24 protein-coding genes are annotated in these 26301 nt (G+C 64.5%); 8 read left to right on the top strand and 16 right to left on the bottom strand.

Annotated features, from left to right (window positions below; translation table 11 throughout):
* Positions 1 to 36 precede the first annotated feature (36 nt).
* The 4 genes from dut to slmA all read left to right on the top strand — a co-directional run bounded on the left by dut (position 37) and on the right by slmA (position 3638).
* A complete protein-coding gene (gene dut, locus C793_RS0111695) occupies positions 37 to 501 on the top strand; it encodes a dUTP diphosphatase (protein WP_017431134.1) in 465 nt (154 codons plus the stop codon).
* 102 nt (positions 502 to 603) lie between these two features.
* On the top strand, positions 604 to 2010 hold the full coding sequence (locus C793_RS0111700) for a phosphomannomutase/phosphoglucomutase (RefSeq protein WP_017431135.1): 1407 nt from the start codon (positions 604 to 606) through the stop codon (positions 2008 to 2010).
* A gap of 102 nt (positions 2011 to 2112) precedes the next feature.
* Positions 2113 to 3012 carry an acetylglutamate kinase gene (gene argB / locus C793_RS0111705; RefSeq protein WP_017431136.1) on the top strand — a complete coding sequence of 300 codons (900 nt, stop codon included), beginning with the start codon at positions 2113 to 2115 and terminating at the stop codon, positions 3010 to 3012.
* Between the two features lie 17 nt (positions 3013 to 3029).
* Complete coding sequence (gene slmA / locus C793_RS0111710) at positions 3030 to 3638, top strand: nucleoid occlusion factor SlmA (RefSeq protein WP_017431137.1); 609 nt, start codon at positions 3030 to 3032, stop codon at positions 3636 to 3638.
* Between the two features lie 112 nt (positions 3639 to 3750).
* Here slmA and rpoH read toward each other — a convergent pair whose 3' ends face one another.
* The 4 genes from rpoH to ftsY form a co-directional block, all read right to left on the bottom strand.
* Entirely contained in the window at positions 3751 to 4623 is an 873-nt protein-coding gene (gene rpoH, locus C793_RS0111715; protein WP_017431138.1) for an RNA polymerase sigma factor RpoH, read from the bottom strand.
* A 169-nt stretch (positions 4624 to 4792) separates the two neighbouring features.
* A complete protein-coding gene (gene ftsX, locus C793_RS0111720; protein ID WP_017431139.1) occupies positions 4793 to 5818 on the bottom strand; it encodes a permease-like cell division protein FtsX in 1026 nt (341 codons plus the stop codon).
* Positions 5815 to 6486, bottom strand: coding sequence for a cell division ATP-binding protein FtsE (ftsE, locus tag C793_RS0111725; RefSeq protein ID WP_017431140.1), 672 nt, complete (start codon positions 6484 to 6486; stop codon positions 5815 to 5817). Before ftsE ends, ftsX begins: the two co-directional genes overlap by 4 nt.
* Positions 6483 to 7694, bottom strand: coding sequence for a signal recognition particle-docking protein FtsY (gene ftsY, locus C793_RS0111730; RefSeq protein WP_017431141.1), 1212 nt, complete (start codon positions 7692 to 7694; stop codon positions 6483 to 6485). The genes ftsE and ftsY overlap by 4 nt, the downstream gene beginning before the upstream one ends.
* 180 nt (positions 7695 to 7874) lie before the next feature.
* Here ftsY and rsmD point away from each other — a divergent pair, with 180 nt between their 5' ends.
* Both rsmD and zapB read left to right on the top strand, forming a co-directional pair.
* Complete coding sequence (rsmD, locus tag C793_RS0111735; protein WP_017431142.1) at positions 7875 to 8483, top strand: 16S rRNA (guanine(966)-N(2))-methyltransferase RsmD; 609 nt, start codon at positions 7875 to 7877, stop codon at positions 8481 to 8483.
* A 122-nt stretch (positions 8484 to 8605) separates the two neighbouring features.
* Complete coding sequence (zapB, locus tag C793_RS0111740; RefSeq protein WP_017431143.1) at positions 8606 to 8791, top strand: cell division protein ZapB; 186 nt, start codon at positions 8606 to 8608, stop codon at positions 8789 to 8791.
* A 70-nt stretch (positions 8792 to 8861) separates the two neighbouring features.
* On the opposite strand, the gene C793_RS0111745 is transcribed toward zapB, so the two are convergent.
* The 7 genes from C793_RS0111745 to C793_RS0111775 form a co-directional block, all read right to left on the bottom strand.
* Positions 8862 to 9335 carry a GNAT family N-acetyltransferase gene (locus tag C793_RS0111745; protein WP_017431144.1) on the bottom strand — a complete coding sequence of 158 codons (474 nt, stop codon included), beginning with the start codon at positions 9333 to 9335 and terminating at the stop codon, positions 8862 to 8864.
* Positions 9328 to 10161 (bottom strand): hypothetical protein, encoded by an 834-nt coding sequence (locus tag C793_RS0111750; RefSeq protein WP_026106268.1) that lies wholly within the window; start codon positions 10159 to 10161, stop codon positions 9328 to 9330. The genes C793_RS0111745 and C793_RS0111750 overlap by 8 nt, the downstream gene beginning before the upstream one ends.
* Positions 10162 to 10172: 11 nt before the next feature.
* Positions 10173 to 10481 (bottom strand): BolA family protein, encoded by a 309-nt coding sequence (locus C793_RS0111755; RefSeq protein ID WP_017431146.1) that lies wholly within the window; start codon positions 10479 to 10481, stop codon positions 10173 to 10175.
* 191 nt (positions 10482 to 10672) lie between these two features.
* Positions 10673 to 11059 (bottom strand): hypothetical protein, encoded by a 387-nt coding sequence (locus C793_RS0111760; protein WP_017431147.1) that lies wholly within the window; start codon positions 11057 to 11059, stop codon positions 10673 to 10675.
* 120 nt (positions 11060 to 11179) lie between these two features.
* Positions 11180 to 12691, bottom strand: coding sequence for a lysine--tRNA ligase (lysS, locus tag C793_RS0111765; RefSeq protein WP_017431148.1), 1512 nt, complete (start codon positions 12689 to 12691; stop codon positions 11180 to 11182).
* 87 nt (positions 12692 to 12778) lie between these two features.
* Positions 12779 to 13877 (bottom strand): peptide chain release factor 2 gene (gene prfB, locus C793_RS0111770; protein ID WP_156805053.1). Its coding sequence is split into 2 segments (ribosomal slippage): positions 12779 to 13801 and positions 13803 to 13877, totalling 1098 coding nucleotides; the frame shifts between segments, so codons are not numbered across the junction.
* Positions 13878 to 14032: 155 nt separating this feature from the next.
* A complete protein-coding gene (locus C793_RS0111775) occupies positions 14033 to 15406 on the bottom strand; it encodes a TonB-dependent receptor domain-containing protein (RefSeq protein WP_017431150.1) in 1374 nt (457 codons plus the stop codon).
* A 467-nt stretch (positions 15407 to 15873) separates the two neighbouring features.
* On the opposite strand from C793_RS0111775, the gene C793_RS0111780 reads away from it, so the two are divergent.
* A complete protein-coding gene (locus C793_RS0111780; protein ID WP_017431151.1) occupies positions 15874 to 16287 on the top strand; it encodes a MerR family transcriptional regulator in 414 nt (137 codons plus the stop codon).
* Positions 16284 to 18887 (top strand): heavy metal translocating P-type ATPase, encoded by a 2604-nt coding sequence (locus C793_RS0111785; RefSeq protein ID WP_017431152.1) that lies wholly within the window; start codon positions 16284 to 16286, stop codon positions 18885 to 18887. The genes C793_RS0111780 and C793_RS0111785 overlap by 4 nt, the downstream gene beginning before the upstream one ends.
* 114 nt (positions 18888 to 19001) lie before the next feature.
* On the opposite strand, the gene C793_RS0111795 is transcribed toward C793_RS0111785, so the two are convergent.
* From C793_RS0111795 to C793_RS0111815, 5 genes are all read right to left on the bottom strand, one after another.
* Positions 19002 to 20198, bottom strand: a complete 1197-nt coding sequence (locus C793_RS0111795; RefSeq protein WP_017431153.1) for an MFS transporter — start codon at positions 20196 to 20198, stop codon at positions 19002 to 19004.
* A gap of 25 nt (positions 20199 to 20223) precedes the next feature.
* Entirely contained in the window at positions 20224 to 21540 is a 1317-nt protein-coding gene (locus C793_RS0111800; RefSeq protein WP_017431154.1) for a nucleobase:cation symporter-2 family protein, read from the bottom strand.
* 162 nt (positions 21541 to 21702) lie between these two features.
* Entirely contained in the window at positions 21703 to 23499 is a 1797-nt protein-coding gene (locus C793_RS0111805; protein ID WP_017431155.1) for a single-stranded-DNA-specific exonuclease RecJ, read from the bottom strand.
* Complete coding sequence (gene thrC, locus C793_RS0111810) at positions 23496 to 24887, bottom strand: threonine synthase (RefSeq protein WP_017431156.1); 1392 nt, start codon at positions 24885 to 24887, stop codon at positions 23496 to 23498. The genes C793_RS0111805 and thrC overlap by 4 nt, the downstream gene beginning before the upstream one ends.
* 4 nt (positions 24888 to 24891) lie before the next feature.
* A complete protein-coding gene (locus tag C793_RS0111815; RefSeq protein ID WP_017431157.1) occupies positions 24892 to 26208 on the bottom strand; it encodes a homoserine dehydrogenase in 1317 nt (438 codons plus the stop codon).
* Positions 26209 to 26301 lie beyond the last annotated feature (93 nt).

Below are 26301 nucleotides of genomic sequence, written 5' to 3' on the forward strand. Positions count from 1 at the left end.
CTTTCCACTGACATCGCTCAACACAGAGGAATCCCGATGACCGCCAATCCCCGCCCGCGCCTTGAGTGCCGGCTGCTCGACGAGCGCATGCGCGATTATCTGCCCGCCTATGCCACCGCCGGCTCGGCGGGCATGGACCTGCGCGCCCTGCTGGATGCACCGCTGACGCTGGAACCGGGCGACTGCGAGCTGGTGCGCACCGGCCTTGCGGTTTACATCCGCGATACGGGGCTGGCCGGCATGATCCTGCCGCGCTCGGGTCTGGGCCACAAGCACGGCATCGTGCTGGGCAACCTGGTCGGGCTGATCGACGCCGACTACCAGGGCGAGCTGATGATCTCGGTGTGGAACCGCGGTCAGCGCGCCTTCACCGTCGACCCCTTCGAGCGTTTGGCGCAGTACGTACTGGTCCCCGTGGTACAGGCCGAACTGGCGCTGGTGGATCAGTTCACCGACAGCGAACGCGGCAGCGGCGGCTTTGGCAGCACCGGCGCGCAGTAGCCGGGCGGCCGATGACGCTCCCGCGTCAATGCCGTCCCGCCGAGGCTGCCACGCCCTTATTTGCTCCGGTTTTATTGCCCCTGAATGGACACGCAGACGACCATGACTCACGCCTCACTGAACGCTTCCATTTTCCGCGCCTATGACATTCGCGGCATCGTTGACGACACCCTCACCGAAGACGGCGTCACGCTGATCGGCCACGCCATCGGCAGCGAAGCCGCCGCCCGCGGCGAAACCACCGTGGTCGTCGCTCGGGACGGCCGCCTGTCCGGCGAGCGCATGCAGGCCGCGCTGATTCGCGGGCTCACCGCCGCCGGCCGGCAGGTGATCAACGTCGGCATGGTGCCCACGCCGGTGCTCTACTTTGCCACCCACGTACTCGACGGCACGACCTCGGGCGTGATGGTCACCGGCAGCCACAACCCACCGGACTACAACGGCTTCAAGATCGTACTCGGCGGCGAGACACTCTCCGGCGATGCCATCACCGCGCTGTATCAGCGCATCGTCGACGCCGACCTGGTGCAGCCCGGCGCCGGGGGCGAAGGTCACGTCAGCGAACGCGATCTGCGCGAGGCCTATCTGTCCCGCATTACCGACGATATTCGCCTTGAGCGCCCGCTCAAGGCCGTGGTCGACTGCGGCAACGGCGTGGCCGGCGAGCTGGGCCCCGAGCTGATCCGCCGGCTGGGTGTGGAGACCGTCCCGCTGTTTGACGATATCGACGGCACCTTCCCCAACCATCACCCCGACCCCGGCAAGCCGGAAAACCTCACCGACCTGATCGCCAGGGTGAAAGATACCGGCGCCGACATCGGCCTGGCGTTTGACGGCGACGGCGACCGCCTCGGCGTTATTACCCCCACCGGCCGGCTGATCTACCCCGATCACCTGCTGATGGCCTTTGCCACCGACATGCTGGGGCGCAACCCCGGCGCCAGGGTGATCTTTGACGTCAAGTGCACCGGCAACCTGACCGGCGTTATCGAGCGCGCCGGCGGCGAGCCGGAAATGTGGCGTACCGGGCACTCGCTGATCAAGGCGCGGATGAAGGCAACCGGCGCGGCGCTGGCCGGGGAAATGAGCGGGCATGTGTTCTTTCAGGAGCGCTGGTACGGCTTTGACGATGGCCTATACGCCGCCGCCCGGCTGGTGGAAATTCTCTCCGGCCAGGCGGAGGCCGCCGACGCCTTTTTCGACGGCTTCCCTCAGGATATCGGCACGCCGGAAATCAACATCGAGGTCACCGACGACAATAAATTCACTCTGGTGGACAAGCTTGCCCGGGAAGGTGACTTCGGCGAGGGTATCAAGACAACGCTCGACGGCATTCGCGTGGACTACCCGGACGGCTGGGGGCTGTGCCGCGCTTCCAACACCACGCCCATGCTGGTGCTGCGCTTTGAAGGCAAAAACCGCGAGGCGCTGCACCGCATCCGCACGCAGTTTCAGCACGCGCTGCAGCAGCTCGACGAGACGCTCACGCTCCCCGCTGCCGAACCATGAAACGCGCCGGCCAACCATCGCCGCCGAGCCATAAGCGGCGATGGCAGGGGGTCAGCTCATATAAAAACCGTCAGCGCATAAAAAACCGTATAAGGGATCACCATGAACGCAGCCAATCACGCGCCGCGGGATATTGTCGAAGTGCTGTCCGAGGCGCTGCCGTATATCCAGCAGTTTTCCGGCAAAACCGTCGTGGTCAAGTACGGCGGCAACGCCATGACCGAAGACCACCTGATCGACTCCTTTGCACGCAATATCGTGCTGATGAAGGAAGTCGGGATCAATCCGGTCGTTGTCCATGGCGGCGGCCCGCAGATCGGCGAGCTGCTGGGCAAACTCAACATCGAGTCACGCTTCGTCAACGGCATGCGCGTTACCGACGCCGAAACCATGGACGTGGTTGAGATGGTGCTGGGCGGGCTGGTCAACAAGAGCATCGTCAACCTGATCAACCAGTGCGGCGGCAAGGCCATCGGCGTCACCGGCAAGGACGGCGCCCAGATCCGCGCCCGCCAGCTGCAGGTCCAGTCGAAGGAGCCCGAGCACAAGGCCTCGGAAATCATCGATATCGGACACGTCGGCGAGGTGGAGTCCATCTCCACCGACCTGATCGAAATGCTCGCCGCGCGGGACTTCATTCCGGTTATCGCGCCCATCGGCGTCGACGACAGCGGCAAGAGCTACAACATCAACGCCGACCTGGTGGCGGGCAAGGTCGCCGAAGCGCTGGCGGCCGAAAAGCTGATGCTGCTGACCAACGTCGCCGGGCTGTTGGACGACAGCGGCGAGGTGCTGACCGGGCTGACCACCGCGCAGGTGGACGACCTGATCGCCGACGACACCATCCACGGCGGCATGCTGCCCAAGATTCGCTGCGCGCTGGACTCGGTCAAGGGCGGCGTACAAAGCGCCCATATTATCGACGGCCGCGTTCCCCACGCCGTGCTGCTGGAAATTTTTACCAATGCCGGGGTAGGCACGCTGATCACCGATACCGAATAACCGCCAGGGAGGGGCTCATGAGCGATCAACACAAACCGCGCCGCCGCGAGCAGATTCTTCAGGCGCTGGCGCAGATGCTGGAGGATGACAGCGGCCAACGGATTACCACCGCCGCACTGGCGCGCCAGGTCGGCGTCTCGGAAGCTGCCCTGTACCGGCACTTTCCCAGCAAGGCGCGGATGTTTGAGGGGCTGATCGATTTTATCGAGGAAAGCATCTTTGCCCGGGTCAGCCGGATCATCCACGACATCCCCGAGACCACCGAACGCTGCGGCACCATCCTGTCGTTGCTGCTGGGCTTTGCGGAAAAGAACCCCGGCCTGGCCCGGGTGATGGGCGGCGACGTACTCACCGGCGAAACCGCCCGGCTGCGCCAGCGCATCCATCAGCTGTTCGAACGCCTCGAACTGCAACTCAAACAGCTACTGCGCGAAGCCGAACTTTACGAAGGCCAGCGCCCCGCCATTCCGGCGTCGGCGGCGGCCAACCTGCTGATGGCCCACGCCGAAGGGCGAATTTCACAGTACGTGCGCAGCGATTTCACCCAGCTGCCAACCCAGGGCTGGGAAGACCAGTGGGCGCTGCTGTCGGCCGGTTTGATGCGCCCGGTGGCACAGAGCGCCTGAAGGCCGAACGCAAAAACGGCGCTCCGGAATCCGTGAGCGCCGTTTTGCGTTTTACGTGGAGAGTAGGACACCAGGCGGCTGACAGCCGCCGATCGTTGACGACCGGCGTCGATCAGGCGAAGAGCGTATCGCCCATCTTGTGCCGCAGCTTTTTCATGGCGTTTTTTTCCAGCTGGCGAATACGCTCGGCCGATACGCCGTAAACGTCCGCGAGGTCGTGGAGCGTATCCTTGTGCTCGGCGAGCCAGCGACGTTGGAGAATATCCTTCGACCGCGCGTCCAGGCCCTCAAGAGCCGACTGCAGCCGGCGCGAGGCATCCTGCTCGTAATCGCTGCTTTCCAGCTGGGTGGCCGGGTCGGCGGCGGCATCGTCGAGGAAGTGAACCGGCGCGCGATAGGCGCTGGCGCTGTCCTCGTCGTCACCCGGCGAGGCATCGTAGCCGGCGTCAAACGATGACAGGCGCCCCTCCATGTCACGCACGACTTCGGGCTTGACGTCGAGGTCCCGGGCAATCGCGCTGACCTCGTCGTTGTTCAACCAGGACAGTCGCTTTTTGGCGCTGCGCAGATTGAAGAACAGCTTGCGCTGGGCCTTGGTCGTGGCGATTTTGACGATGCGCCAGTTGCGCAGTACAAACTCGTGAATTTCGGCCTTGATCCAGTGCACGGCAAAGGACACCAGGCGCACGCCCTGGTGCGGATCAAAGCGCTTGACGGCCTTCATCAGGCCGACGTTGCCTTCCTGAATCAAATCCGCCTGAGCCAGGCCGTAGCCGGTATAGCTGCGCGCAATATGCACGACGAAGCGCAGATGCGACAGCACCAGGCGGCGCGCCGCTTCCAGGTCGCCGTCGTCGTACAGGCGCCAGGCAAGCGAGCTCTCTTCTTCCGCGCTCAGCACCGCAATGCTGCCGACCGCGTTGATATAACCGCCCAGATCGTGTCCCGGAGAAAGCTGACCCACCGGTAGAAGACTGTTGCTCATGTGCAGATGGTCTCCGTGATAACCCTGATGTGGTTGACTGAAACTATAGAGGTTTTAACCGGCAAAAAGTTCCCTTCGCGCCATGTTTCCACGTGTGTCGGGTGATTCAGGGCAGCACGCCGCAAAAGCGTTGTTTTGCCTGTTTCACCGCCGCCTCCTGCTGGCTGACTTACCCCGGCTTGATGCTCGATAGGTGCCGAGTCACCGCCACCCAGGCACCAAGCCAGCCGAGTAGTGTACTACAGGATAGAAGAATTGTAGAGCCCCCGACGCCCAGCGCGGGCAGCGCAAAGGAAGCGCCGTAGCTTTGCGCCAGCGCCTGCACCGGCATGGCCAGCCAGTGGCGCCCCAGGGTTAAAAGTCCCAGCGCCAGTACGCCGCCGCCCAGCCCGAACCAGGCGCCGCTATAGAGAAATGGCCGGCGCACGAACGCATGGGTGGCACCGATCAGCATCACCACTTCGATTTCCCGCCGGCGGCTTTCCACGGCCAGGCGGATGGTATTGCCCACCACCAGCAGCACGCCCAGCCCGAACAGCGCCCCCAGCGCCAGGGTGATACGCTGACCCAGCTCCGCCAGGTGGCGAAGACGCTCGATCCAGGCAAGGTCCACGCGCGCCTCGTCCACGCCGGCAAGCTCGCCCAGCCGACCGGCCAGCGCCTCCATTCTCTCGGGCGAGGCTTCAGCGGGCGTTACCACGATACTCGCCGGCAGCGGGTTGTCTTCCAGGCCGTCAAGCGCATCCTCCAGCCCCAGCGCCTGCTGAAAATCCGTCATGCCCTGGTCGGCACTGATCAGTCGCGTCTGCTCCACGTTCGACTCGGCCGCCACGGCTTCGCGGATGCGCCCGGCTTCGGCCGCGGCAATGTGTTGCTCGAGATAGACCGTGAGGGTTGCGCCGTCGTCGACTTCGGCATCCAGCAGACGGGCGCTGGAAAGCGTCAGCCAGAGCCCGGCGGGCAGCACCAGCGCAATGCCGATCGCCAGCATGGTCAACAGGCTGCCCGCCGGGTAGCGCAGCAGGCGTCGGACGCTATCGAGGCTCATGGCCGCATGATGACGCCCCCAGGCGCGCAGGCGACTGCCGGCTGCCGGCCCCGACGCTGCCGTAGCGGTCGTGCGAGGCGAAGGGGGCGGAGAAGACGCGGCGGGGCTTTCACGGCGCGTGGCCGCGGATTTGCGGGGCTGGGTCATGACGCGGCTCCCTCATCGGAGACAAGGCGCCCGTCGACCAGGCGGAGTATACGGTGGCGCAGCCGGCTGATCAGCGCCAGGTCGTGGCTGGCGATCATCACCGTGGTGCCGATGCGATTGAAGTCTTCAAACAGCGCCATGATGTCCGCCGACAGATCGGGATCGAGGTTCCCCGTGGGCTCGTCGGCCAACAGCAGGGCCGGCTTGCTGACCACGGCCCGGGCAATGCCCACGCGCTGCTGTTCGCCGCCGGAAAGCTCCACCGGCAGCGCGCGTTCGCGGTGCAGCAGCCCGACCTTGTCCAGCGAGGCCCGCACCCGGCGCGCCGTTTCCCGCGGCGGCGTGCCCTGAATCTCCAGCGGCAGCGCCACATTGTGAAAAATCGAGCGGTCAAACAGCAGCTGATGATCCTGAAACACCACGCCGACCTGGCGACGGTAAAACGGCACCTGGCTGGCGTGAAGCCGGGCAATATCGTGCCCGGCGACGATAACGCGCCCGCGGCTGGGACGCTCCAGGCGCATGACCAGGCGCAGCAGCGAGCTCTTCCCCGCGCCGGAATGGCCGGTGAGAAACACCATTTCGCCGCGCCCGACGCGAAAATTCAGATGCGACAGCGCCTCGAAGCGACCGCCGTAGCGCTTGCCGACGTGATCGAACGCGATCATGCGGGGCCGTCGTCGTCCCGGCGATCAAACAGCGCGTCGACAAACTCCCGGGCGGCAAAGGGCCGCAGATCATCCAGCCCCTCGCCCACGCCGATAAAGCGAATCGGCGTTTGCAGCTGGTTGGCTAGAGCGAAGATCACCCCGCCCTTGGCGGTGCCGTCGAGCTTGGTCAGGGTAATACCCGTGACCGGCACCGCTTCGTTGAAGGTTGTCGCCTGGCTGATGGCGTTCTGGCCGGTGCCGGCATCCAGCACCAGCATGACCTCGTGGGGAGCTTCGGCGTCGAGTTTTTGCACCACGCGATGAACCTTTTTCAGCTCCTCCATCAGGTGGCCCTTGTTGTGCAGGCGGCCGGCGGTATCGGCAATGATGACGTCGATGCCCCGGGCTCTGGCGGCGGCGACGGCATCGTAAACCACCGAGGCGCTATCGGCGCCGGTGTGCTGGGCCACCACCGGCACATCGTTGCGCTCGCCCCAGACCTTGAGCTGCTCCACCGCGGCCGCGCGGAAGGTGTCCCCGGCGGCCAGCATCACGCTTTTGCCTTCGCGCTGAAAGCGCTGGGTCAACTTGCCGATGGTAGTGGTCTTGCCCACGCCGTTGACCCCGGCTACCAGCATGACGAAAGGCTCGCCGCTGCCGGTTTGCGGTTCCAGCGGCGTGGTCACCGGCTCCAGCATGGCCGTCAGTTCTTCCTGAAGCCCCTGGTACAGCGCCTGCGGATCGTTGAGCTCCTTGCGCGATACGCGCTCTTCCAGCCGCTCGATAATCGTGGTGGCGGCCTCGATGCCCACGTCGGCCATCAGCAGCTGGGTTTCCAGGTCTTCCAGCAGCTCGTCGTCGATCTGTTTTTTGCCCAGAAACAGATCGGCCACGCCGTCGGTAAAGCTTGCTCGGGTCTTGCCCAGCCCGGCCTTGATGCGCGCCAGCCAGCCCTTCTTTTCCGGGCGTGCCGCCGGCTGCGCAGGCGTTTCCGGTTCGGGCTCCGGCTCGGCTTCAGGCGCAGGATCGGCATCGGGTGCCAACTCCGTGTCAGCGTCCGAACCGGCTTCAGGCGTTGCGTCCGGTTCGGGCCGCACATCGGCATCGCTGTCGGACGAGTCGGCCGGGGCCTGCGAGGTCGCGTCCTCTTGCGCCGGGGCGGCCTCGTCGTCGCGAGAGGCGTCGTGACTGTCGTGTTTGTTCTTGCGCTTGAAAAAACCAAACATGGGCAAATATCCGGGCAGGTCGTCGTCAAAAACCGATCATCGTGAAACACCGTCAAAGCCGAGAGCGCCAGGCCGTTCGGCATCGCGTCGGGAGTGCGATCACGGTGAACGATGAATAGGGAGCCATCCTACCACCACGGATCAAGACTTTGGACACGCAGGGCGCTATAATCGCCGACCATGACACGTAAACGCTCTTCACGCTCCGCAACGCCTCGCCGCAGCCGGCAAGGCGGCAAGCTTCGCGTTATCGGCGGCGAGTTTCGCCGCCGTCAGCTGCCCGTGCCCGAGCGGCCGGGGCTACGCCCGACGCCCGACCGGGTGCGCGAGACGCTGTTCAACTGGCTGGGCCAGACGCTTGACGGCAAGCGCGTGCTCGACGCCTTTGCCGGCACCGGCGCGCTGGGGATCGAAGCGCTGTCACGCGGCGCCGCCCGGGTGGAATTCATCGAACACGACGCCAAAGCTGCGGCTCAGCTGCGGGATAACCTGGCAACGCTGAAGACCGACGGCGGCCGGGTCACATGCGGGGAGGTCGGCGCGTTTCTGGCCGCCTCCCCGGCTACCGATACCTTTGACCTGGTGCTGCTGGACCCGCCGTTTCATCAGGGGCTGGTGGCGAGCTGCTGCGCGGCGCTGGAAGATGGCGGCTGGCTGTCGCCCCGGGCGCTGATCTACGTGGAAGCCGAATCGTCCGGCCTCCCGGCAGTGCCCGACAGCTGGGAGCTGTACCGCGAAACCCGGGCCGGCGATACTACCGCCCGGCTCTACCGGCGCGGCGACGGCTGATCCCGGCTTGCCGCTGCGCGGTGCGAGCGTTACGCTCGGCCGGATCCCGTCGCTGCCGCGTCCGGCACGCACAACCAATCGCGCTATCATGTCATGACACATCGACCCAGGGGGAGAAACGCATGAGCCAGGAACTGTTCAATCAGCTGGAGCAAAAAGTCACCGCCACGGTGGAAGCGCTGGAGCTTGCCCGACTGGAAAACGAGGAGCTGCGCGATGAAAACCGCACCCTCAAGCAGGAACACGAAGAGTGGGAACGCCGGCTGAACGGGCTGCTGCAGAAATTCGACGAAGCGGCGGAAAGCTGAAGCGGCGGAAAACCGAGCTGATGTAAGGCTTTCGCCAGGGACCTTTTACCGGGCATATTGCCCGAATAACCTACAGACAGCGCGACATCAGCAGGGCATCTTCCCTCACGCTATCCGGCGTCGCCGGAGGGTAATACCCCCGGCGGCGACCGTCCACGTCGAGGCCGTGGCGCCGGTACAGGGCAATCGCGGCGGCATTGCCTTCGCGCACTTCCAGCAGCAGGTGCTCACACTGCCAGTCGCAGGCGGTTTCCAACGCGGCGCGCATCAACGCATCGCCGACGCCCTGGCCGCGCCGCTCCGGGTGTACCCCCAGCGCCTGGATTTCCGCGTCAAACGGCAGCCGTGCCAACCACAGATATCCGGCAAGCTCGGGCGACGGCCCGGCTGCGTCGCCGTCCATGACACCCAATATCCGGCCATCCTTCGCTTCCAGTGCGTCGCACAGCGCGCCGGCCATGGCGCCGCTGCCGGTAATGCTGCCGCCCGACACCACGCTGGCGGCATGGCGCCCGGTGAGCGTTGTCACCCGCCAGCTAGCCATGACCGGACTCCCGGCCATGCCCTGCCTCCTCGCGCCACTGCTCGCCCAGCGCCTGCAGCGCCGGCCAGAGCGCGCGCTTGGCGCTGCCGTCGTGCAGCAGCGACGCCAACGACGGTGCCTGCCAGACATCGTGCGCCAGGGCGCGCGCCACAATCCGGCCGCTGTCTTCTTCCGGCCCCAGCACCTGCGCCAGCGGCGAGGCATCGTCGTCGGCCCACCAGAGCAGCCGGGTCGGCGCCCAGTCGTTGCGGCTGGCCGCCCCGTCGATAAAGGCCCGCAGCCCTTCCCGCGCCTCGGCTACAGGGTCCGCGGGCTCGGGGCCGCCGGCCAGCGGCGGCCAGTCAAGCGTATGCCAGGCCGAGAGGGCTGACGGATCCATGCCCGCTGCACGACAGATATTGGCCAGCAGACGGCGCTGCGCCGGAGAGATTTCGCCCTCGTGCAGGCTGAGCCAGCGTCCGCCGAGACACACGCAGGACAGCGTAAAGCGCAGCGGCTGCGAGGGCGCGGCCGGCGCGTCGGCCACCGGCGCAGCATCCTCGGGCGACGCTTTCCGGGACGGCGCAGCGTCGTTGTGCAGCAGCGCCTTGAGCGCTGCCGGGTCCGCCGACGCCTCGGGCGGAGCGTCGGCCCGGCGGTCGGCCTCGGCCTGGTGGGCATCGTCAATCAGCGCGTGCAGGCGCTCCCCGTGGGACGGGGTAGCGGGCGGCGTCGCGTCCCACTCGCAGGCCGGTGTGGGCAGCGCATTGGGCAGGCAGTAACGCGAGGCGAAGGTGGCGATTCCCATCGCCTCCAGATACTGCCGGCGCGCTACTTCAGAATTCACAACTTCATGGCTCACTTGCCGCCGCCGCGGCAGTCGGGAGAATCCGGGCGTCGGGCGTTGCGAGCCTCCCACTCGGCGGGCGTGTACAGGTGCAGCGCCAGGGCGTGCACCGGGCCGGCCAGCTCATCGGCCAGCAGCTTGTATACCTGCTGATGGCGCTTGACCGGCATAAGGCCGTCAAACTGCTCACTGACCAGCGTTACCTTGAAATGCGTCTCGGAATTCGGCGGCACGTTATGGCGATGGCTTTCGTTTTCCACGTCGCGTACCGAAGGCGCCAACGCTTCCAGCTTGTGTTCGATCTGTGTCTTGAGCGTCACGGTTCTCTCCTGGACGACATACATCACGGATAAGCGCCTATTGTACGCGCTTACCCACGACGCGACGATCCGTCCGCCGGCATTTGCCCTCGGGCCGGCGGACGGGGAAAACACAGAAACCGGCCGTAGCCGGTTTTTTTCCACATCGATGCCGTTGGGCGAAGTTCGCTCAGGGGTGAAACTGCTCCCGGCTATTCGGGGTCGTTGTCGAGCAGCAGCGCGTCGTCCACTTCGGACACTTCCAGCGCCGACTCGTCGTCGAGATCCACCGCCAGAAAGCTGTGCTCGATGCGCAGAAAGTCCTCGAACAGCGCCCAGTCAAGATTGTCCGGCCACTGGCGCTCGTCTTCTTCCCAGGCGCGCAGCTCGGTTTCAAAAATCTCCAGGTAGCGCTCGCGCACGTAGGCCTCAAGCGCTTCAGGCGTATCCATTTCGGGAATCAGATAGACGGTGCTTTCGCGCTCGACGTCGTCAAGCGTGAGGTCTTCGTCTCCCATGGCCGGCTCAAGCGCGTTGATCCAGTCGACAAACTCCTGCGTCGGGCGAACGCTCAGGGCAGAGCGGTTAAGCAGTTTCATGGGAATCTCCTCGCGCAACGATGCTTCACTGACAAAAACCTCAGGGCACGATCTGCCACGTCGAGGCGGCCCAAGTATGGGCCTTTATAACCCGGGTTGCCAACGTCCGGCCAACCGCCACTAAGCCTCCGCTTCCGGACGCATGGCCGGGAACAGCAGCACATCGCGGATCGAGGGGCTGTCGGTAAACAGCATTACCAGCCGGTCGATGCCGATGCCCTCGCCCGCCGTGGGCGGCAGGCCGTACTCCAGCGCGCGCACGTAGTCGGCGTCGTAGTACATGGCTTCGAGGTCGCCGGCGTCTTTCTCGGCGACCTGCTCCCTGAAGCGCTCGGCCTGGTCTTCGGCGTCGTTGAGCTCGGAGAAGCCGTTGGCAATCTCGCGGCCCCCGACAAAGAACTCGAAGCGATCGGTGACAAATGGATTGGCGTCGTTGCGACGCGCCAGCGGGCTGACCTCGGCCGGGTATTCGATAATAAACGTCGGCTGATCGAGCTTGTCCTCGGCGACTTCCTCGAAGATTTCGGTTTGCAGCTTGCCCAGCCCCCAGCTGTCCTTCACCGCCACGCCGAGCTTTTGCGCCAGCGCCGCGGCCGCGTCACGGGTGTCAATATCGGCGTCGGCAATGCCGTCACCGTGGGTCAGGATGGCGTCGCGCAGGGTCATGCGCACAAACGGCTTGCCGAAATCGTACTCGGCGCCCTGGTACGGCACCGTGGTGGTGCCCAGCACCTTTTCCGCGGTGGCGCGCAGCATCGCTTCGGTAAGGTCGAGCAGCTGATGGTAATCGGCGTAGGCCCAGTAGAACTCGACCATGGTGAATTCGGGGTTGTGCCGGGTGGAAAGCCCTTCGTTGCGGAAGTTGCGGTTGATCTCGAAGACCTTCTCGAAACCGCCCACCACCAGCCGCTTGAGGTACAGCTCCGGGGCCACGCGCAGGTACATGTCGATATCCAGGGCGTTGTGATGGGTCACAAACGGCCGCGCCGTGGCCCCGCCGGGAATCTGCTGGAGCATCGGCGTTTCGACTTCCATGAAGCCGCGATCCTCGAAGAAGCGCCGCATGGCGCTGATGATCGCCGCCCGGGCCTCGAACACCCGACGCGAATCGGGGTTCATGATCAGGTCCACGTAACGCTGGCGGTAGCGCGCTTCCTGATCGGTCAGGCCGTGGAACTTGTCCGGCAGCGGGCGCAGGCTCTTGGTCAGCAGCGTGGCCTCGTTCATCTTGACGTACAGATCGCCCTTGCCCGACTTGTGCACCGGTCCACTCCCGGCGACGATATCGCCGATATCCCAGCTTTTTATATCATCCAGCACGTCTTCGGGCAGGCCCTTCTTGTCCACGTACAGCTGGATCTGCCCCGCCGCGTCCTGGATGACAATGAAGGGGCCGCGCTTGCGCATGATGCGCCCGGCCACCGCCGCCTGCTGATCCAGCGCCTCGAGCTCGGCCTTGTCCCTGTCACCCAGCGACTGCTGCAGATCGGCGCTCAGGCTATCGCGGCGAAAGTCGTTGGGAAACGCGCTTTTGCCCCGGGCGTGGGCCTGGTCACGACGCTCGGCCAGCTTGGCGCGGCGCTCGGCAATCAAGTGGTTTTCGTTGTCGGAAGACGCGTCCTGGTTGGCCATTCGGGCACCCTTGCAATAATGAACCTTGAAAAATCGGACAAACCCTGACGCCCGGCCGTACATAGCGCCGGCCGGACGCGGAAAGCGCTACAGCCCCTGCTTGAGGCTGGCAATCATGAACGGATCCAGATCACCGTCCAGCACCTTTTCGCAGCTGCTCGACTGCACGCTGGTACGCAGGTCCTTGATGCGCTGGTCGTCCAGCACGTAGGAACGAATCTGGCTGCCCCAGCCGATATCGGCCTTGGAGTCTTCCGCCGCCTGCTTGGCCTCGTTGCGCTTGGCCATTTCATGCTCCCAGAGCCGGGCCCGGAGCTGCTTCATGGCAAAGTCGCGGTTGGAATGCTGACTGCGCTGGCTCTGGCAGGCCACCACGATGCCCGTGGGCTCGTGGGTAATGCGCACGGCGGAATCCGTGGTGTTGACGTGCTGACCGCCGGCGCCGCTGGAGCGGTAGGTATCGGTACGCAGATCGGACGGATTGATCTCCACCTCGAAGCTGTCGTCCACTTCGGGCGATACAAACACCGAGGTGAACGACGTATGCCGCCGGCCGCCGGAGTCGAACGGGCTCTTGCGCACCAGGCGATGAACGCCGGTTTCGGTCCGCAGCCAGCCGAAGGCGTAGTCGCCCTGAATATGGATCGTCGCCGACTTGATACCCGCGACATCGCCCGCCGACGCTTCGAGCAAATCCGCCTTGAAGCCGTGGTGTTCGGCCCAGCGCAGGTACATGCGCAGCAGCATGTTGGCCCAGTCCTGGGCTTCGGTGCCGCCGGAGCCGGACTGAATATCCAGGTAGGCGTTGTTCTCGTCCATTTCGCCGGAAAACATCCGCCGGAACTCGAGCGTTTCCAGGCGCGCCTGCATGCTGTCGAGTTCCCTGCAGACCTCATCGACCGTCGCCTGGTCGTCTTCCACCTCGGCCAGCTCCAGCAGATCTTCGCTGTCACCCAGCCCCTGCTGCAGGGTGTCGATGGTGGTAACGACGCGATCCAGCGAGGCGCGTTCCTTGCCCAGCTTTTGCGCATAGTCCGGATCGTTCCAGACGTTGGGGTCTTCCAGCTCGCGGGTTACTTCTTCCAGCCGTTCCTTGCGTTCGGCATAGTCAAAGATACCCCCTAAGAATCTCTGTCCGCTCCGACAGATCCTTGATTTGTTGATGAATCGGGTTGGTTTCCAGCATGGATGTGCCCCAATGGTTTGGCTTTGAATGTGGCCTTGGCCAAAAGCGCCATTGTAGCGAAAGCGGGCGCGCCCCGCATCCATCACGCCCGCCGCCAACATGTAAAAACCCGGCCGTAGCCGGGTTTTTGGTGCATGCGAGGTGCGGCCTGGCGTCTAGAAGCGATACGTCAGCTGGGCACCGAAACCGTGGGCCTCGTTGTCGTAGTCAGCTGAATACGTGGCTCCCCCGACCGGTTTACCACCCGTCTGCGAGCTGGCCAGGTGATCGTGGCGCTCGTGCTCGATTTCCGTTGAATGCTCGGTCAGGTAGGAATACGCCAGATCGATGGTCAGATCTTCCATGGGTGTCCAGCCCGCGCCCAGCGAGAAGATCCGCCGGTCGTCGGACGGAATCCGCACGCTGCGGTGTTCGTCGTTGCTCGGTGTTTCATCCAGGCTCACGCCGGCGCGAAGCGTCCACTGCGGATTCAGCTGGTATTCGCCGCCCACGGCAAACGCCCAGGAGTTGCTGTAATTCTGGGTTTCGTTGGTAATTTCATCAAACTTGTCGCCAGTCACGCGGATTTTCTCGAACTGACTCCAGCGTACCCAGGACGCACCGAACATCAGCTTGAGATTTTCCGTCATCTGCTGGGTCAGCGAGAAATTGACGGTTTCCGGCGTCGTCACATCCAGATAAGCATTATCGGACCGAACCGTATTACCCAGCGGGTCTACCGCCGAAAAGTCGCCCTCCAGGTTATAATCGACCTTGGAACGGTACGCCAGCCCCAGCGACGTTTCCGGCACCGGCCGGTACATGACGCCAATATTATAACCCCAGGCCTCGTCGTCACCGTCAACGCGCGCATCAACGTCCTTGGCCGCGTTATACCCAGGCTCGCTGGGAATCTGGCGATGCAGCTTGCCCTTGACCTTGTTATAGGTAACCCCGGCGCCCACCGACCACTGATCGTTAAAGCGGTAGGACACCGTCGGCTGGGCGGTTTTGACCTCGACTTTCGTGTAGTTGCCGAAATAGCGCCCCTGAAAGCTGTCTTCGTAGTCGGTTTCGGCACCGAACGGAGCGTAAACGCCGAAGCCGAAGGCGAGCTTGTCGGTAACCGGATGGGCATAGAAGGCAAAGGGCACCAGAGTCCCCGGCACCATATCGCCGTCATTGCTACCGGGCGAACTGCCGGCCGGCACCTGGGTGCCGCTCGGCGGCTTGTTTTGAGCGATACCGGAGTCGATATACCGCGTGCCCTGTGCATTGGTGATATCGGTTTTGGCTTTCACGTAGGTGGCGCCGGCAGAAAACTGCGCGCGTTCAAGAAACGACATCCCCGCCGGGTTGCCGTACACGATGGTGGCATCCTCGACGTTGGAGCTACGCCCGGCGTGGCCGTAGCCCTGGCCGCTGACACTTTGTTCGTTAAGTTGAAAACCGCCGGCCTGCGCCTGACCGGCGGCCAGGGTGGCCGCTGCCACGGCGGCGGTTAAAGAGAGCCTCTTGAGGCGGGTATTGGCATTATTGTTCATGGTCATCCCCTTTTCCCGATTTTTCTCGTATGGGCCTTCGGCTGCCTGACGCACCGTGCCCGATTGACGTTGAATAGCAGCCCGGCAATATAAGGGCTTATATTAGCAATCGTCGGCCAGGCGCCAATTTCATACGCACGTTTAGCCTGTTGCCTTTTTCTCGCACACGGCCCGGATGTTCAATAGCAAACGATCGTTTTATGAGCTTTTTTTATCATACTTTGGTTGAATATTTGTTTGCCGGCTCAGCGAACCGGCTGATGCACGGCGTTGACCCATGTGTAACACAAGGGTTTTATGCTGGCCCTAAAGGGTCACAAGCAACAAGCTCAGGGCCAATAAAACGCCGCACCGGTACAAGACCAAGGCATGAGCAAGAAGAAATAATGAGCAAGGAGTACACAGGGAATAAAAGGCATAAAAGACATAAAAGGCATAAAGGGCCTATAAGGCACAGGAAAAAGGAGCCGTCCATGAAAGTCAGCGAGATTGCCCGGCAAGCCGAGGTTACCGCTGAAACCGTACGCCATTACGTACGAGAGGGGCTGCTGACGCCCGAGCGCGACCCGGATAACGACTACCAGGTATTCCACGCCCGGGACCTTGAGCGGCTGAAATTCATTCAGCGAGCGCGCCAGCTGGGCTTCAGCGTGTCCGACATCCGCGACATTCTCAGCCAGGCCGACCGGGGCGACTCTCCCTGCCCGCTGGTACGCGACATGCTCGCCGCCCGCCTGCCGCAAATCCGCGCGCGGATTGCCGATCTCGAAGCCCTGGCCGCGCGGATGGAACAGGCCATGGACAGCTGGCAGGCCATGCCCGACGGCACCCCCGACGGCCACAGCGTATGCCGTTTGATCGAAAGCTTTCCCGAGGAGGCAAAATGACTCAGCAAACCCTCACCCGCACCGTGCCCGGCATGAACTGCCAGGGCTGCGTCAAACGCATGCGCGAGGCGATCCAGGCGCTGGACGCCAACGCCGAGGTGATCGGCACCCCCGACGAGAAGCGTCTGGACGTCAGCGTTGACCCCGACAGCACCGCCCTCGACGACGACGCGCTCGACCAAGCGCTGACCGACGCCGGCTTCCCCCCCGGCGAGCCGGAAAACGAGTCGAAAAGCCAACCGGAAAGCGACGACGCGTCCCGGACATCCGGCGATAGCGTCGACGCCACACCCACCGCCGCACCTGCCGCCGATGCAACGGCGGACGCGACCACAACCCGACTGGCGGTAAGCGGCATGACCTGCGCCGGCTGCGTGAACAGCGTGCAGAAAGCGCTGCAAGGCACTGCGGGCGTCACCTCGGCGATGGTCAACTTTGGCACCCATACCGCCGAAGTCACGGGCAACGCCAGCGAAGACGCGCTTGTCAGCGCGGTGCAGGGCGTGGGCTACGACGCCAAACCCATCGTCGACGTGCGCGAGGCTGAAGAGACCCGCGCAGCGCAGGAGGCCCGCGACTACAAAAAGCGCCTCCAGGGCAGCGTGGCCGCGCTGGTACTCGCTGTTCCGCTGATGGCCAGCATGTTTTTTTTCCACCCCGAGCCCGTGGGCGCGGGCAGACTTTACTGGCTGGTGATCGGCGCGCTGACGCTGGCCGTGATGGCCTTTCCCGGCCGGCACTTTTTTACCGGCGCGTGGAAAAACGCCCGGCGCCACCAGGCCAACATGGACACCCTGATCGCCATGGGCACCGGCACCGCCTGGCTGTATTCCATGGCCGTGGTGTTCTTTGGCCCCTGGCTGCCCGAGGCCGCTCGGGGCATCTACTTTGAAGCCTCGGCGATGGTCATCGGGCTGATTCTGCTCGGCAATGCCATGGAGCTTAAAGCCCGCGGGCGCACCAGCGACGCACTCAAGCGCCTGTTGGATCTGCAAGCCCGCACCGCTCGGGTAATCCGCGACGGCGAGGAGCAGGAAATCGATATTGACGCCGTACGCGAAGACGACCGGGTCCGCGTGCGCCCGGGCGAGCGTCTGGCGGTGGACGGCGAAGTGACCGAGGGCGAGAGCTACATCGACGAATCCATGCTCACCGGCGAGCCGGACCCCATCAACAAAACCTTGGGCGATGACGTCAGCGCCGGCACGGTGAACGGGAAAGGCGGGCTGGTGTACCGCGCCACCCGAGTGGGCAACGATACCCGCCTGGGGCAGATTACCCGCCAGGTCGCCAGCGCTCAGGGCTCGCGCCCGCCGATTGGCGATCTCGCCGACAAGGTCTCCAGCGTTTTCGTCCCCTCGGTAATGATCATCGCCGTCATCACCGCCCTGGCGTGGTTCAACTTTGGCGTTGAGGCGCGGGTGATTCACATGCTGGTAGCCGCCACCTCGGTATTGATTATCGCCTGCCCCTGCGCGCTGGGCCTGGCCACGCCGATTTCCACCATGATCGGCGTGGGCAAGGCGGCCGAGCACGGCGTGCTGGTGAGAAACGGCGAGGCGCTGCAGACCGCGAGCAAGCTTACCGCGCTGGTGGTCGACAAGACCGGCACCCTGACCGAAGGCAACCCCCGGGTTACCGAGGCGGAAGTGCTCGCCGACAATGAACAGCATGTACTGGGGCTGGTAGCGGCGCTGGAACGCGGCTCCGAGCATCCGCTGGCCACTGCGTTAACGGCCTACTGCGAGGAGGAAAAAGGCGCGAAGGCAGCCGCCATCCGCGACTTTGACAGCGTCACCGGCGGCGGCGTGAAGGCGCAAAGCGACGCCGGCGAGCTGCTGCTGGGCAACGCCGCGCTGCTGGAAGACGCCGGTATCGACCTCGCCGCCGGCAGCGACAGCGCCCAGGCGCTGGAGGACAAGGCCCGCACCATCGTCTATCTGGCGATTGGCGGCGAGCTCGCCGCGCTGTTCGGCGTCAGCGACCCGGTGCGCATTGATGCCAAAAGCGCCATTGCCCGCCTCCAGAAAGACGGCCTGCACCTGATCATGCTCACCGGCGACAACCGCCACACCGCCCGCGCCGTGGGCGATGCGGTGGGAATTGATGACTTCCGCGCCGGGCTCAAGCCCGAGGACAAGCACGCCGAAATCGAGCGGTTGCAGAAGGAAGGTCACACCGTCGGCATGGTCGGCGACGGCATCAACGACGCCCCGGCGCTGGCCCGCGCCAACGTGGGCTTTGCCATCGGCCAGGGCACCGACGTGGCGATCGAAAGCGCGGGCATGACGCTGATGCGCGGCTCGCTGCACGGCGTCGCTACCGCGATCGAACTCAGCCAGGCGACACTCACCAACATCAAGCAGAACCTGGCCGGGGCCTTTGGCTACAACGCGCTGTGCATTCCCATCGCCGCCGGGGTCTTCTACCCGCTCACCGGCGCGCTGCTCTCGCCGATGATTGCCGGGGCAGCGATGTCGCTGTCGTCGATCACCGTGGTAAGCAACGCCAACCGCCTGCGGCTGTTTGCTCCTCGCGGCACGGCCGACGGGAGCACCGACACACAAGCTCATACACAGCCAAAGGAGGAAGCAGCATGAGCGTACTCGTCAACCTGGCAGGGCTGGGGCTGATCGGTTTTATCGTCTACTGGTTCTGGCTGAGCGAGCCGGGTAGCGGTTAACGCCCCCAGTTCCCAGCCCCCAGCCCTCTACCTATACCAGCTGCCGGGTAATACGCCGTACCTTCACCAGTGCGACCACGCACAGCAGCGCGGCGAGCCCGGCAAACCCCGTACCGGTGGCTTCCAGCCCCAGCCAGTGGGTTGCAAGGCCAATGCCGACAACCGGAATGGACAGCGCGACGTAGGCCACGACAAAAAACGCCGAGGTCACGCTGCCGCGCTGATCCGCCGGCGAGGCCGCTGCGATGGCGCCCATGCCGGCACGGAAGCCAAGCCCCTGCCCCGTACCCGCGAGCAGGGCCCCGCAGCCGAATACCGCCATCAGGTGGGTAAAAATCCCCGTGCCGATCAGCGCCACCCCGGCCAGCAGTGTGAGACAGCCCAGCGGCAACCGCCAGGCCGGCGGGACGCGCCCCTGCAGCGACTGCCCCGCTGTCGAGGCAAAAAACACCAGACATACCACCAGGCCGATTACCGCGAGATTTTGCTCGCCCAGCACTGTCTGCATGAACGCCGGCGCCATGGAGCTGAAAAAGCCCAGCACGGCAAAACCGGCAAACCCCACCAGCGCGGCGGGCACAAACACTCGACGAACCTCCGGCGGGATGTGCAAACGCTGGACGCGCAGATCAAGCTTCGCTGCCCGATTCACGGTTTCCGGCGCGCGCCAGACCAGCGCCATCCCCACGCCCAGCAGTATGAAATGCAGCGCGTACGGCAGCGTCAGCGGCGTCGGCAGCCAGGTCGCCAGCACGCCGGCCACCAGCGGACCCAGCCCCAGCCCGCCCATGTTAACCGCCGTTGCAGCCAGGGTCGCCCGGGGCTTCCAGGCGTTCGGGGCGAGCTCGATCACCGCGACGGTGGCCGTGCCGGTAAAGATCCCCGCCGAAGCGCCCGAGATCATCCGCCCCAGCAGCAGCCAGCCGAGGCTGTCGCCAAGCCAGAAGACGACATCGCTGACGGCGGCGATCAGCATTCCGGCGAGCAGCAGCGGGCGGCGCCCGAGCTGGTCGGACCAGCGCCCGGCGACCACCAGCGCGCCGATCACGCCGATGGCGTAGACGGCGAAGATCAGCGTGATTACCAGCTGGGAAAAGCCGTACTCGGCCTGATAAATCGGGTACAGCGGCGTGGGCAGCGTGGTACCCAGCATGACCACCAGAAAGGCAAACGCCGGCCCGAGAAAGACCAGCGGCGACGGAGCTTGCGAGGACGACAATGCGGACATAAGCCGCTCCCTGGGTGAAAGTTGGTCACTCACGCTCTGTTTCGTCCTCCAGCACGACGGCTTCACGCCCGGGCAAAATACCGCTCAGAACCAGTGCCACCAGAGAGCCTGTGGTAATGCCGGATGCCAGCGCTACCCTGGCAAACTCCGGCAGATGGTTGAGCAGTTCCGGGCGCACGGTTACCGCCATGCCGGAGCCGATGCTGACCGCGATAATCAGCATGTTGCGCTTATTGAACTCAATCCGTGACAACATGCTGATGCCAGCCGAGATAATCATGGCAAACATCACCAGGCCAGCACCCCCCAGCACCGGCAGCGGAATAGCCACCACCAAAGCCCCCAGTACCGGGAACAGGCCCGCCAGAATCAGCATGCCGCCTGTAATGGCCACAACATGGCGGCTGGCCACGCCGGAAATCGCCACGATGCCGACGTTCTGCGAGAAGGAGGAAAATGGCGTCGTAGAAAAAACAGACGCCAGAGCGGAACCCAGACCGTCGCACAAAATGCCGCTGGACAGCTTCTTGCCCGTTAGTTTGCGGTGGGTAGCGTCGGACAACGCCATAAAGTCGCCGGTGGATTCCATAATGGTCACCAGATAAGCAACGCTCATGCCAATAATGCCGCTAACGGGAAATTTCAGGCCAAAGTGCAGCGGGCTGGGCAAGGCCACCGCCGAGGCTTCCTTGACCGGACTAAAATCCACCAGCCCAAACGCCATGCACACCACAAAGCCCACGACGATACCTATTACCACCGCCGCCGCTGCCAGAATGCCGCGCCCCCACTGTGACAAGGCAATCACCAGCGCCAACACAAAGAGTCCAACCATCAGATTAGCGGGTTTGGCATATCCCTCGTCCCCCACTTGGCCGCCGGCCAGCCAGTCGACCGCCACCGGGATCAGCGAAAGGCCAATGAGGGTAACCACCGTGCCCGTCACAACCGGCGGAAACAGTTTGCGGATAAAAGGCATGAAAAAACTACCCGCAATCATCACCAGCGACGCCACCAGGGCCGAGCCCAGAATACCCGCTACACCATGCTCAAACCCGATGGCAATGGATACACCCACGAAGGTAAAGCTGGTGCCCATCACGCACGGCAACCGAATGCCTACCGGCCCTGCCCCCTTGCACTGCAGAATCGTGACAACCCCCGATACCAGCATCGCCGCATTCACCAGAACTACCATATCCTCGGTAGGCAGCTCCAAAACGCCGCCAACCACCAAAGGCACGGCAATAATAGCGCCCAGAGCAGCAAGCAAATGCTGAGCGGCCAGCAACATGGAGATGGGCAGGGGTGGCTTATCTTCTACTTTATACAACAGCTCCATCACTGACTCCTTGAACGCCGGAACGCCCGGCATTGTCGTGTTTAGTGGTCAGGCATTCTGGGCCACGGCCTTTTGAGCCTTCCAGTACCTCGCGTGGGCCACATTGGGCTAAGAGGTAGCCACCGCATCAGGATCACGTCACGGCCGGTATAAAACACCACGTCATACCGGCTCGGCGTGTTCCACCATCAGCTGCAGGCTTTCGCGGCCGCGAAAACGGTTGCGGTTGAGCTTGTAGGCGCAGTGCAGCGTATCGCCCATGCCGAACGCCGGCAGCTCGCCGGGGGTGAGCGCGCGGAACCAGATGGCCTTGAGCGTCACCGGCCCCGACGACAGCTCCATCATCAGGTGAGTGCCGTCGCCGCCCACCGGCCGCAGCGACTCGACGATAAACTCGCCCTCAAACAGCGGCGGGTCGAACTCGCGGCCGTAGGGGCCCAGGGCTTCCAGCTCGTCAAGGGTGGCCAGCTCGAGCTGGCCGGGGTCGAGCTCGCCGTCGGTCCAGAGGCGGGGATACAGCGGCGTATCGCCGAGCTGTTCGCCCACCGCGCGCAAAAACGCCGCCTTGAATTCGGTCAGGCGATCTTCGGGCAGGCCGATACCCGCCGCGCCGCTGTGGCCGCCAAAACGCGGCAGCGCCTCGGGGGCCAGCTCAAAGGTACGCTGGAGCGCGTCGCGCAGGTGCAGGCCGTCGACGGAACGCCCGGAACCGGTGAGCATGCCCGGCGCGGCGGCGCGGGTAAGCACCAGCGCCGGACGGCCGAAGGCCCGTACCAGCCGCGAGCCGACGATGCCCTGCACGCCGGGGTGGCCGTCTTCGACAAACACCACCAGCGCCTTGTCGTCGGCGGCCAGCGCCGGAGCCGCCAGCGTGCGCGCGGTGGACGCCATCTCGGTTTCGATGGCTTTGCGCGACTGGTTGTCGTCTTCAAGAATGCCCAGCTGTCGGGCCGCCACGGCGTCGCTTTCGGCGAGCATGAAATGCAGCGCGGCGTAGGGGTCGTCCAGCCGCGAGCGGGCGTTGATACGCGGCCCCATCTGAAACGCCAGGGTTTCGGCATCAAACGGCACGCTGTCCGGCCCCAGGCGCTCGGCCATGGCGCGAAAGCAGGGCGCGTCCATGCGGTTGATGAGCTTGAGCCCTTGAGTCACCACCGCGCGATTGGCCGGGCTGGCCCCGAGCGACACACAGTCGGCCACGGTGCCCAGCGCCACGTACGACAGCCAGGGCGAAAGCTTGGGCGTCGCTTCAGGCACCGCGCCCCATTCGATCAGAACGCCGCGCGCCAGCGACATAACCAGCCAGGCGACCATGCAGCCGGCGATGGTGGCGTCGGGGTAGTCGCAGTCGCCCCGCGTGGGGTTCACGCAGGCATAGGCCGAGGCCGGCGGGCCTTCTTCGGGCAGCGCGTGGTGGTCGCTGACGACGACATCGATGCCCTCGGCGGCCAGGCGCTCAATGCGCGGCTCATCACTGCTGCCGCAGTCGGCGGTGATCACCAGCGACGGCCGTGGCGTGAGCTTCAGGGTACGCTCCACCAGCGGCAGGCTGATGCCGTAGCCGTCATGGATGCGGTGGCCGATCAGGCTGTGCAGCTGCCCTTCCGGCACGCCGAACAACTCCACCAGGGTACGCCGGATCACGACGTGGGAGGTGATGCCATCGACGTCATAGTCGGTAAGAATGCCGATATGCTCGCCGTCGACCACCGCCTGGGCGATGCGCTCGGCGGAGCGGCGGCCGTCGGCGAGCTTTCCCGGGTGCGCCAGATAGCGCAGCCCCGGGGTCACCAGCGGCGCCAGCGGCTCGGAGTAGCCCGGCAGGCGCGAGGCCAGCAGCCGCGCCTGGAGTTCGCTGAGCCCTTCGCGTCTGGCCCGATCGTAAACGGCTGAATCCTGCGGGCGCGGTTCCAGACGCGGCCGAGTCATGCCGTCGGGCAGCTCTTCGAGTACGCTCATCCGCGACGCTGTTCCGCCACGAAGCGCTGCACGGCGTCGAGCTCGGCGGGCAGCACGCTGTAGCGCTCCTCGCGCTCGAGCAGATCGCTCATGTGCGGCGGCAGCGCCACACCGTCAAAGCCCGCCTGAATTACCGCATCGGCAAACTTGGCCGGGTGCGCGGTAGCCAGGGTAATCACCGGCGTCGCGGCATCCGCCCGAGCGCGCTCGGCGGCGCGGTAGCCGGTGGCGGTATGCGGGTCAAGCACCTCGCCGGTGCGCCGGTGGGCCTCGCGGATCACGTCCAGAATGGTGGCGTCGTCCACGCTGTAGCTTGAGAACTTCTCGCGCAGCTTGTTGAGCGGCACCTCGGCCAGCGCGGCGGGCTCGTGCCGGAAGCGCTCCAGCAGCTCGGCCACCGCCTTGCCGTCGCGGCCGTAGGCGTCGAACAGCAGCCGCTCGAAGTTGGACGACACGACGATATCCATCGACGGCGCCAGCGTTGCGGCCAGCTCCTTTTTGGAAAAGTCGTTGTCGGCCAGCGTGCGGTGAAGAATGTCGTTGGCGTTGGTGGCGACGATGAACTGCTTCACCGGCAGCCCCATCTTGTTGGCCATGTAGCCGGCAAAGACGTTGCCGAAGTTGGCCGAGGGCACGCAGAAGCTCACCTCGCGGTGCGGCGCCCCCAGCGCCACGCCGGCAGCGACGTAGTAGACCATCTGCGCCATGATGCGCGCCCAGTTGATCGAGTTGACCGCTACCAGCCGGGTGCCGTTGAGAAACGCCTGATCGGCAAAGCTCGCCTTGACCATCGCCTGGGCGTCGTCGAAGTTGCCCTCGATGGCGACGTTGAAGACGTTATCCGCCAGCACCGAGGTCATCTGACGGCGCTGCACCTCGGACACCCGCTCGTGCGGGTGGAGGATGAAGATGTCCAGGTTATCGCAGTGGCGGCAGCCCTCGATCGCCGCCGAGCCGGTGTCGCCCGAGGTCGCGCCCATGATCACCGCGCGCTCGCCGCGCTTTTTGAGAAAGTGATCGAGAATGCGCCCCAGCAACTGTAGCGCCACGTCCTTGAACGCCAGCGTCGGCCCGTGGAACTGCTCGAGCAGAAAGTGGTTGGCGTCCAGCTGTTTAAGCGGCACCACCGCATCGTGACTGAAGGTCGAGTAGGCATCGACTACCAGCTCGTAAAAGGTGGTGTCGTCGATTTCGCCGCCGACAAACGGGCGCATCACCCGGAAGGCGATATCGGCGTAGGACAGCCCGGCCATGTCGGCCAGCGCCTCGCGGGTAAACGACGGCAGCGTTTCAGGGACGTAAAGGCCGCCGTCGCTGGCCATGCCGGTCAGCACGACTTCTTCAAAGGAAAGCGCCGGGGCCTGGCCCCGGGTGCTGATATAGCGCATGGCGTTACTCTCCTTCGTCGAGACTCTCGACCCGGATGCGCGTGACCGAACCGGCGATATCGGCCATGGATTCGATCTCGCGGATGGCGTCGTTCATCTGACGCTCCTTGGTGCGGTGGGTCATCAGGATAATCGGCACCAGCTCGCCCTCGGTGATGTCCTGCTGAATCAGCGCCTCGATGGAAATGCCATAATCCGACAGCGTTGTGGTAACCCGTGCCAGCACGCCGGGGCGGTCCACCGCCAGCAGGCGCAAATAGTACGCCGTGGTGATATCTTCCATAGGCATGATTGCGGGCGCGTTCATGTCCTCGCTCACGCCGCTGAACGCCAAGTAGGGCACGCGGTACGGATGCTCGGTATTGATGTCCCGGGCGACGTCGAGGATATCCGAAATAATCGCCGACGCCGTGGGTTCGGCACCTGCCCCCGGCCCGTAATACAGCGTAGGGCCCACGGCATCGCCCATCACGGCGATGGCGTTTTTCACCCCGTTGACGTTGGCCAGCAGGCGACCCTTGGGCACCAGCGTGGGGTGGACGCGCAGCTCCAGGCCGCTCTCGGTGCGCTTGGAAATGCCCAGGTGCTTGATCATGTAACCCAGGTTGTCGGCCTGCTCCACGTCCTCGGCGGTAATCCGGCCGATGCCTTCGGTGTAGGCCTTGTCGAACTGCAGCGGCACGCCGTAGGCGATGGACGCCATGATCGTGAGCTTGTGCGCGGCGTCGATACCTTCCACGTCAAAGGTCGGGTCGGCTTCGGCAAAGCCCAGCGCCTGAGCTTCGGCCAGAACGTCGTCAAAGGCGCGGCCTTCGTCGCGCATGTGAGTCAGGATGTAGTTGCCGGTGCCGTTGATGATGCCCGCCACCCACTCGATGCGGTTGGCGCCGAGGCCTTCGCGCAGCGCCTTGATCACCGGAATGCCACCGGCCACCGCCGCTTCAAAGGCCACGATGACGCCCTTCTCGTGGGCGGCCTGGAAAATCTCGTTGCCGTGCACCGCAATCAGCGCCTTGTTGGCGGTCACTACGTGCTTGCCGTTGTCGATCGCAGCCAATACCAGTTTGCGGGCAGTCTCGTAGCCGCCGATCAGCTCAACGATGACATCCACATCGGGATTTTCCGCCACTTCGAAAACGTCGCCGGTGGCCTTGATACCGGTGATGTCGCAATCCGGATGGATGCTGCGATGCCCGACCTGCTCCACCACAACCGGGCGCCCGGCGCGGCGGGCAATATCCTCGGCGTTGCGCGTGAGTACGTTGAAGGTGCCGCCACCGACGGTGCCCAGTCCACAAATGCCTACTCTCACCGGCTTCACAATACCTCTCCTTGTGGTAATGCGCCTGGTGGCCAGGCGCCGTTAGCGTTATATAAAACCATGTTTGGCCATACTGGCCGACGGGATGCGCTC

Origin of the sequence: Vreelandella jeotgali Hwa (assembly GCF_000334215.1) — a bacterium.
Taxonomy (GTDB): domain Bacteria; phylum Pseudomonadota; class Gammaproteobacteria; order Pseudomonadales; family Halomonadaceae; genus Vreelandella; species Vreelandella jeotgali.

Bases quoted from the DNA above. Each gene is read 5' to 3' on its own strand.
- thrC (WP_017431156.1), bottom strand. From the start codon at position 24,887: ATGCGCTATATCAGCACCCGGGGCCAGGCCCCGGCGCTTTCCTTTGAA.
- zapB (WP_017431143.1), top strand. From the start codon at position 8,606: ATGAGCCAGGAACTGTTCAATCAGCTGGAGCAAAAAGTCACCGCCACG.
- slmA (WP_017431137.1), top strand. From the start codon at position 3,030: ATGAGCGATCAACACAAACCGCGCCGCCGCGAGCAGATTCTTCAGGCG.
- argB (WP_017431136.1), top strand. From the start codon at position 2,113: ATGAACGCAGCCAATCACGCGCCGCGGGATATTGTCGAAGTGCTGTCC.
- rsmD (WP_017431142.1), top strand. From the start codon at position 7,875: ATGACACGTAAACGCTCTTCACGCTCCGCAACGCCTCGCCGCAGCCGG.
- ftsX (WP_017431139.1), bottom strand. From the start codon at position 5,818: ATGACCCAGCCCCGCAAATCCGCGGCCACGCGCCGTGAAAGCCCCGCC.
- C793_RS0111795 (WP_017431153.1), bottom strand. From the start codon at position 20,198: ATGTCCGCATTGTCGTCCTCGCAAGCTCCGTCGCCGCTGGTCTTTCTC.
- C793_RS0111745 (WP_017431144.1), bottom strand. From the start codon at position 9,335: ATGGCTAGCTGGCGGGTGACAACGCTCACCGGGCGCCATGCCGCCAGC.
- lysS (WP_017431148.1), bottom strand. From the start codon at position 12,691: ATGGCCAACCAGGACGCGTCTTCCGACAACGAAAACCACTTGATTGCC.
- C793_RS0111700 (WP_017431135.1), top strand. From the start codon at position 604: ATGACTCACGCCTCACTGAACGCTTCCATTTTCCGCGCCTATGACATT.
- ftsY (WP_017431141.1), bottom strand. From the start codon at position 7,694: ATGTTTGGTTTTTTCAAGCGCAAGAACAAACACGACAGTCACGACGCC.
- ftsE (WP_017431140.1), bottom strand. From the start codon at position 6,486: ATGATCGCGTTCGATCACGTCGGCAAGCGCTACGGCGGTCGCTTCGAG.
- rpoH (WP_017431138.1), bottom strand. From the start codon at position 4,623: ATGAGCAACAGTCTTCTACCGGTGGGTCAGCTTTCTCCGGGACACGAT.
- C793_RS0111775 (WP_017431150.1), bottom strand. From the start codon at position 15,406: ATGACCATGAACAATAATGCCAATACCCGCCTCAAGAGGCTCTCTTTA.
- C793_RS0111785 (WP_017431152.1), top strand. From the start codon at position 16,284: ATGACTCAGCAAACCCTCACCCGCACCGTGCCCGGCATGAACTGCCAG.
- dut (WP_017431134.1), top strand. From the start codon at position 37: ATGACCGCCAATCCCCGCCCGCGCCTTGAGTGCCGGCTGCTCGACGAG.
- C793_RS0111805 (WP_017431155.1), bottom strand. From the start codon at position 23,499: ATGAGCGTACTCGAAGAGCTGCCCGACGGCATGACTCGGCCGCGTCTG.
- C793_RS0111780 (WP_017431151.1), top strand. From the start codon at position 15,874: ATGAAAGTCAGCGAGATTGCCCGGCAAGCCGAGGTTACCGCTGAAACC.
- C793_RS0111800 (WP_017431154.1), bottom strand. From the start codon at position 21,540: ATGGAGCTGTTGTATAAAGTAGAAGATAAGCCACCCCTGCCCATCTCC.
- C793_RS0111760 (WP_017431147.1), bottom strand. From the start codon at position 11,059: ATGAAACTGCTTAACCGCTCTGCCCTGAGCGTTCGCCCGACGCAGGAG.